General features: G+C 67.3%; 5 protein-coding genes. 2 read left to right on the plus strand and 3 right to left on the minus strand.

What is annotated here, in order from left to right:
- Positions 1-7: 7 nt before the first annotated feature.
- Both ACXAID_RS00680 and ACXAID_RS00685 read right to left on the minus strand, forming a co-directional pair.
- Positions 8-1,801, minus strand: a complete 1,794-nt coding sequence (locus tag ACXAID_RS00680) for a PecA family PE domain-processing aspartic protease (protein ID WP_475020240.1) — start codon at positions 1,799-1,801, stop codon at positions 8-10.
- Positions 1,802-1,866: 65 nt separating this feature from the next.
- Positions 1,867-3,708: a PecA family PE domain-processing aspartic protease gene (locus ACXAID_RS00685; RefSeq protein WP_475020241.1), complete on the minus strand. Its 1,842-nt coding sequence runs from the start codon at positions 3,706-3,708 to the stop codon at positions 1,867-1,869.
- A 286-nt stretch (positions 3,709-3,994) separates the two neighbouring features.
- Between ACXAID_RS00685 and upp the strand changes: the two genes are divergently transcribed.
- Entirely contained in the window at positions 3,995-4,636 is a 642-nt protein-coding gene (gene upp / locus ACXAID_RS00690; protein WP_475020242.1) for a uracil phosphoribosyltransferase, read from the plus strand.
- Positions 4,637-4,671: 35 nt separating this feature from the next.
- On the plus strand, positions 4,672-6,972 hold the full coding sequence (gene aceA, locus ACXAID_RS00695; RefSeq protein ID WP_475020243.1) for an isocitrate lyase ICL2: 2,301 nt from the start codon (positions 4,672-4,674) through the stop codon (positions 6,970-6,972).
- A gap of 90 nt (positions 6,973-7,062) precedes the next feature.
- Here aceA and ACXAID_RS00700 read toward each other — a convergent pair.
- Positions 7,063-7,591, minus strand: a 529-nt coding sequence (locus ACXAID_RS00700) for an O-succinylbenzoate-CoA synthase (RefSeq protein WP_475020244.1), incomplete at its 5' end; no start/stop codon positions are given.

The following is a 7,591-nucleotide window of genomic DNA, read 5'->3' on the forward strand; positions in this document are numbered from 1 at the left end:
AACCGGGTCAGATCCAGGGCAGCCGAATCGCGGGGGCTTTCCAGCCCCACCAGGAGTAGTCGAAGTCGGTGGCTCCTACTACTTCGCCTTCCTCGTTGGTCTTGGTGAAGTCGACATATATGGGGCCGCTCATGAATGCTTGGACGCCGGTGTTGAAATAGGCTGAGTTCTTGGACTCCTTGGGGATGTTGTCCTCGGTGAGGGTGTAGGAGTACAGCAAGGTCTTGCCGTCGTCAGCGTAGACGGACAGCACCGTCCCGGGAACCAGGCCGCCGGTGGGCACCAGCGTTGACGAGATGGCACCGTACCCGCCGCCCGAATCGATGGTCGCTGTGACCTTGTGGGTGGGTCCGCCATTGAGGCTGATCTCGGCCGACACATGAGGGCTGCCGTCGCGGTGGACTCGTCGTGGCAATGGGTTCGGCCCGAAGGTGAGGTAGCCGCCGCGTTCATCGAGCAGCATTCCGTGGCTGAGCCAGCCAGGTAGCGCGCTCGTGACCGAGCTCATCAGCGGGCTCGCAGAATGGGGGCCGACGCCCAGGATGCCGTGGTACTCCTGGTCGAACGCGCTGGAGTCGGTGGCGACCCCGACGTAGGTTGGTTGGGTGACGAGTCCGTTGCCGAAGTCGACGGTCGTTGTGTAGACGTCGAAGAAATAGGTCTTGTCGTCGCCACTACCGGTGCCATAGTTGGCCTCGCACCGACCATGCGAGAGATGTGCGCAGGTGTCCGCAGTGTTCTCTGGATGGCCGAGATTGTCGCGGGGTACGTAGTCCGGGTTCATGAGCAGTCCGCGCGAGCCGGTGTCCAGCATGACCGGTACGCGGTCGCCGCCGTTGACCGAGATGTAGACGATGGCTCTGGTATCCGTCGTGCCCACGGGGATGGTGGCGTAGACCATGCCGTCTTGCTGAGCATCGGCGACCAGTGCGTAGGCCTGGGCCACGGCTTCGTCGGCGCCGAAGTGTGCGACCAGTGGCAGCAGTCCCTGGGCGGTGCTCATGGCTGATTGTGCGAGTGCGGGCAGCGCTTGGGTGGCCATGAGATTGACTGCGGCGATGCCGCGGATGATCGGGATGTCCTCGGTGCTGGCGTAGAAGTTCAGTGCTCCGTGGATCGACTGATCCCATCGGTGCAGCGATGCCTGGGCGGTGCCGATCAGGAGTTGCGGTGTGAGGGAGGCGATGCCGGCGAAGAGGTTTCCCTGGCCCCAGGTGCCTGCGGTCAGGATCGACTGTGCGTCGGCGAGTTCGGCCAGCGCCAGGTGGGTGGGATTCGGTTCGGTGTCCGGGGCCGCGAGTGTCGACGTGCGCGTATCGGTTTCGGCGGCGAGGGTGTCGGTGTCGTCGTCGAAGTGGTAGTCGAGGTCGCTGGTGTCGAGGAAGTCGGCGTCGTCGAGGTCGCCGGTGTCGGCGCCGAGTGCGTCGGTGGTGCTCTCCTCGCCGGCCGGGTCGACGGGGTCGTCCGCGTCGGTGTCGTCGTCGAGGATGTCGTCGACCGCATCGTCGCTGAGGCCGACTTCCTCGCCGTCGCCGTCGCCGCCGCCGCCGTCGCCGCCGTCGCCGGCGGCTGTGGCGTCGGTGCCGTCGTCGTCGGTGCTGTCGTTGTCCTGCTCGTCGTTGTCGGCGTCTGCGGTGGACGCCGGCGCTGTTGACGGTCCACTGGTCGACGATGTCCGCGGTGTCCTCGTGGGTGCCTCGTCACCGGTGTCGGCCTGCGCCGACGCCGCGCAGTACAGACAGAGGCTGGCGGCGAACGCCGACCCCGCCATCACCGATCCGGTCCACACGCTCGACTTCATTCGCTGGATATGTCCTGTTCTCGAGTGAGTGCTGTTGCGGTTGCTTCGGGTGGTTGCGCCTGATGTCAGAGCCACGGCAGCCGGATCGACGGCGCCCGCCAGCCCCACCAGTCGAGGTCGAACGACGCCGCGCCGTTGCCCTCGTTGGCGGTGAAGTCGACGTAGACGGGCCCATGGATGAAGGCTTCATGACCGGTGTTGAAGTAGGTGTTGGCAGGGGGATCCAGGTCCGGCGACGGCGTGTTCGTCTCATCGAGGGTGTAGCTGTAGATCAGGGTGCCGTCTTCGACGGTGTAGAGCGAGACAGTGGTGCCGGGGGGCAGTCCACCGGTGGGGATCAGTGCCGGCGAGATCAAGCCGGACGCGCCCCCGGAATCGATACTGCCCAGTTGGACGAGCTGCGGGGCGCCGCCGTCGAACGCCAGGAAGAACTCGGTGTGCGGGTTGCCGGGCAGGGTGACCCGTGCGGGTAGCGGGTTGGGACCGAAGGTCAGATACCCGGCATCCGCGTTGATCAGCGCACCGGTGGGGAGCAAGCCCGGCAGCGCGGTGGTCGGCGAGCTCACGATCGGGCCGAACGAATTGGGGCCTACGCCCAGGATGCCGTAGAAGGGCAGGCCATCGAAGGCCCCTTCTACGACGGTAACCCCGACAAAGGTCGGATCGGTGACGATTCCATTGCCGAAATCGACTGTCGTCGTGTACACGTCGAACGCCACGTCGGCGCCCACGTAGTCGGCGCTGCAATGGCCGCTGGTGACCTGCGAGCAGATGTCTTGGCTGTCCTCGGTCGGGCCGAGACTTCCGAGCGGCACCACGGAGCTGTCGATGACGAGACCGATCGACCCGGTGTCGAGCAGGACCGGCACCATCCCCCCGCCGTTCACCGAGATGTTGACGACCGTGAACACCTGCCCGAGCTCGGTGGTCGTGGTGGTGATCGGCACGGTGGCGTACACCATGGCGTTCTGTTGGGCGGCGGCGATCTCCCCGTATGCCTCCAACGCGACCAGGCTGGCGCCGGCCTGCGATACCGCGGGCAGCAGCGACTGAGCGGCGGACAGGGACACCTGCGCCACGGTGGGAAGGAACTCGGTGGCCGCGAGGTTAACCCGAGCGATGCCGTGAACGATCGGGATTCCCTCGGTGGCGGCGAAGAAGCCGAGCGCATGGTCGATCGAATCCTCCCACTGGCGCAACGACAACTGGGCAGTGCCGATCATGAGTTGCGGCGCGATCGCGGCGATTCCGGCGAAGAGGTTGCCCTCCCCCCAGGTGCCGGCGGTCAGCAGCGACTGTGCCTGGGAAAGCTGGTGCAGTGCGGTGGTGACGGTGGGATAGGTGTCGGCCGGGTCCTCGGAAGCCGGGGCCGCCGCGGAAACGTCCGCACCCTCCGGCTGCGTGGTCCGTGCGGTTGTATCTGTGGTGCCGAACTCGGCATCGACGCCTGCGTCGAGAGCGTCGGTGTCGGGAGTGTCGGTGTCGGGGACGCCGGTGTCGATCTCGGCGTCGTCGGTGACCAGAGGATCGAGTTCGACGGCGGTCGCATCCTCGACGTCCCCGTCGAGTTCGTCGTCGGCGATCGGGGAATCGTCCAGATCGTCCTCGACGTCCTCGATCTCGTCAGCGTCGTCGATGTCGTCCGACCCGGAGCTGTCGCTGTCGTCGATGTCGTCCGACCCGGAGCTGTCGCTGTCGTCGGTCTGGGTCTTGCTGTCCGTGCCGTCGGTGTCGTGGGCCGTCCCCGTCGCCGCTCGCGAGGGTCCGGCATCGACCGATGTCCGGGGTGTGCGTGCCGGCCCCTCGTCACCGGTATCGGCCTGCGCGGACGCCGCGCAATAGAAGCACAGGCCGGCGGCAAACGCCGATCCCGCCATCACTGACCCGGTCCACGCGCTCGATTTCATGCGCCGACCATATCCGACTGGCAAGTGGTTGATCTGCGCAACTAAGTAACCACTTTGTTAGTTCATGCAATGTTTACCGTCGGTCGCGTCCGTCCGTGACGGCGGCTTCGGCCGCGCCCTCGCCGAGTTCCGCGCTCCGGGCAAGCGCGCCGGCGGCGCCCCGTCCAGCCAGGGGGCCGGCGCAGACACCCCTGACGGTCGCGCAGCATTCGGCAAACTCCCCCGGGCGCACCTCCCGGCCGCCGACACTAGATTGGGACGCTGTGACGACCGAGAGATGGCGACCATGACTGCTCCTGCCGGCGGTGTGCACCTGATCACGCACCCTCTCGTTCAGCACAAGATCACTCTGATGCGCCGAAAAGACGCCTCCACGAACAGCTTCCGCCAGCTCGTCCACGAGGCCTCGGCCCTGATGGCCTACGAGGTGCTGCGCGACATCGCGCTGCACGAAGTCGAGGTGCACACACCGCTGGAAACCACGACCGGGAACGTCATCGACGGCAAGAAGCTGGTCTTCGCCTCCATCCTGCGGGCCGGCACCGGAATCCTGGACGGGATGCTCGAGGTGGTGCCGTCCGCCCGTGTCGGCCACATCGGCCTCTACCGTGACCCGAAAACTCTTGTAGCCGTGGAGTACTACTTCAAGATGCCCGCCGACCTGCACGAACGTGATGTCGTCGTGGTCGACCCGATGCTGGCGACCGGGCACTCGGCGGTCGCCGCGCTGGACCGGCTGGCCGAACACCAGCCCAAATCGCTGAAGTACGTGTGCCTGATCAGCTGCCCCGAAGGGCTGGCCGCGCTGGCCGAAGCCCACCCCGACGTGCCGGTCTACACCGCGGCGATCGACCGCGAACTCGACGAACACGGCTACATCGTGCCCGGCCTGGGAGACGTCGGCGACCGGATCTTCGGCACCAAATAATTCCCGCACCCTTGTCCCGCGCCGTACTGTGAATTATGGCCATCATCGAAGCTGACGCCTTCCAGCACCACACAACCGGCGAGCCGTTCGAGCGCGATGTCGCCGAGACGCAGCGCTACTTCGACAGCCCTCGCTTCGAGGGCATCATCCGCCTCTACACCGCACGCCAGGTCGCCGAGCAGCGCGGCACCATCCCGTCGGACTACGCGATCGCCCGCGAGGCCGCGACGGCGTTCTACCCGCACCTGCGGGAGCTGTTCGCTGCGGGCAGGAGCATCACCACGTTCGGGCCCTACTCCCCCGGCCAGGCCGTGGTCATGAAACGGATGGGCATCGAGGGCATCTACCTGGGTGGCTGGGCCACCTCGGCCAAGGGGTCCATCAGCGAGGATCCGGGACCCGACCTGGCGAGCTACCCGCTGAGCCAGGTGCCCGAGGAGGCGGCCAGCATCGTTCGGGCCCTGCTGACCGCCGACCGCAATCAGCAGTACCTCCGGCTCCAGATGACCGACGCCCAGCGGAAGACCGCGCCGGAGTACGACTACCGGCCGTTCATCATCGCCGACGCCGACACCGGACACGGCGGTGACCCGCACGTGCGCAACCTGATCCGTCGCTTCGTGGAAGCCGGTGTGCCGGGCTACCACATCGAGGACCAGCGGCCCGGTACGAAGAAGTGCGGCCACCAGGGCGGAAAGGTGCTCGTGCCCTCCGACGAGCAGATCAAGCGACTGAACACCGCCCGATTCCAGCTCGACGTCATGCGGGTGCCCGGGATCATCGTCGCGCGCACCGACGCCGAAGCCGCCAACCTGGTCGAGAGCCGCGCCGACGAACGCGACCAGCCGTTCCTGCTCGGGGCGACCAACCTGAAGGTGCCGTCCTACAAGTCGTGCTTCCTGGCCATGGTGCGCCGGTTCTACGACAAGGGCGTCACCGAACTGAACGGCCACCTGCTCTACGCGCTGCCCGAAGGCGAGTATGCGACCGCCGGGGCATGGTTGGAGCGTCAGGGCCTGGCAACGCTGATCGACGAGACCGCCGCCGCATGGCAGGACGGTGCCGAGTCCTCCCTGGACGCCGCGTTCGACAAGGTGGAATCCCGTTTCGTGGACGCCTGGCAGGACGACGCCGGCCTCGACACCTATGCCGATGCGGTGGCCGACCTCCTGGAATTCCGCGAGCGCGAGGGTGAATCCGCGGCGATGAGCGCGAAGGACTGGCGGGTCTTCGCCGAGCGGGCGCCGCTGTACACGGCGCGGGAGAAAGCCAAGGAGTTGGGCGCCGACGTCGCGTGGGACTGTGAACGGGCCAAGACGCCCGAGGGGTACTACCAGGTGCGCGGAGGCATCCCGTATGCGATCGCCAAGTCCCTGGCCGCTGCCCCGTTCGCCGACATCCTGTGGATGGAGACCAAGACCGCCGATCTGGCCGACGCCAAGCAGTTCGCCGACGCCATCCACGCGGTCTACCCCGACCAGATGCTGGCCTACAACCTCTCGCCTTCGTTCAACTGGGACACCACCGGCATGACCGACGAACAGATGCGTGCGTTCCCCGAGGAACTGGGCAAGATGGGCTTCGTCTTCAACTTCATCACCTACGGCGGCCACCAGGTCGACGGCGTGGCCTCCGAGGAGTTCGCGACCTCGCTGCGTCAGGAGGGCATGCTCGCGCTGGCCCGCCTTCAGCGCAAGATGCGCCTCGTCGAATCGCCGTACCGCACTCCCCAGACGCTCGTCGGCGGTCCGCGCAGCGACGCCGCGCTGGCGGCGTCGTCCGGACGGACCGCGACCACCAAGGCGATGGGCAAGGGCTCGACCCAGCATCAGCACCTGGTGCAGACCGAAGTGCCCAAGAAGCTGCTGGAGGAATGGCTGGCGCTGTGGAGCGAGCACTACCAGTTGCCCGAGAAGCTGCACGTGCAGCTGCGGCCCCGCCGCGCCGGCTCCGACGTGCTCGACCTGGGCATCTACGGCGACGGTGAGGAGCCGTTGGCCAACGTGGTGGTGGACCCGATCAAAGACCGGCACGGCCGCAGCATCCTGACCGTCCGCGACCAGAACACCTTCGCCGAGCAGCTGCGCAAGAAGCGCTTGATGGACGTGATCCACGTCTGGCTGATCCACCGGTTCAAGGCCGAGATCGTCTACTACGTCGCGCCCACCGAGGACAACATCTACCAAACCGAGAAGATGAAGTCGCACGGCATCTTCAGTGACGTCTACCAGGAGGTCGGCGAGATCATCGTCGCCGACGTCAACCAGCCGCGTATCGACGAACTGGTGGCCCCGGACCGGGAAGCGCTGACCCGCCTGATCAACAAGCAGGACTGAGCCGGGCGCGGCTCGCCGCTACAGGGTCGCTGCGGCTCGCCGCTACAGGGTCGCTGCGGCTCGCCGCTACAAGATCGCTGCGGCTCGCCGCTACAAGATCGCTGCGGCTCGCCGCAGAAGCGCCCGGTAGCGCCCCACCGTCCCGGCATCGGTCACCAGCAGCGGCGCCAGCCTGCCGGGGTCGGGCCCGGCGGGCATCGGGGCGGCGGGAAGGTGGCCGTCGACCGGGATCAGCGTCCGCGACTCGGACACCACGTCGGCATCGGCGAGCCACCCCGGCACCGGTCCGCAGCCGAACGGCAGCGACTGCAGTGCCGCGGCCAACGCGACGTCGGCGGCCAGGCCGATGCTGGTCGTCCCGCTGAACTCGACCAGCGCAGGCAGGTCCAGTTTCTCGGCGCGGCGCAGCGCACGCCGCACCCCGCCGAGGGCGCCACACCGCAGTATCGCCACATCAGCGCACTGCGGATCGGTGACGAGCAGGGCCGAATCGACAGCGACGGGGACCTCGACGCGCCGCCGGATCAGCGCAGCGTCGCCCGCGGCCCGGCAGACCAGCCGGACAACCTGCGCCCCGCCGGCAGCCAGCCCGCGGATCTGCGCCACGGCGGCCTCGACG

It is taken from the genome of Mycobacterium sp. ABE4_509, from assembly GCF_056160785.1.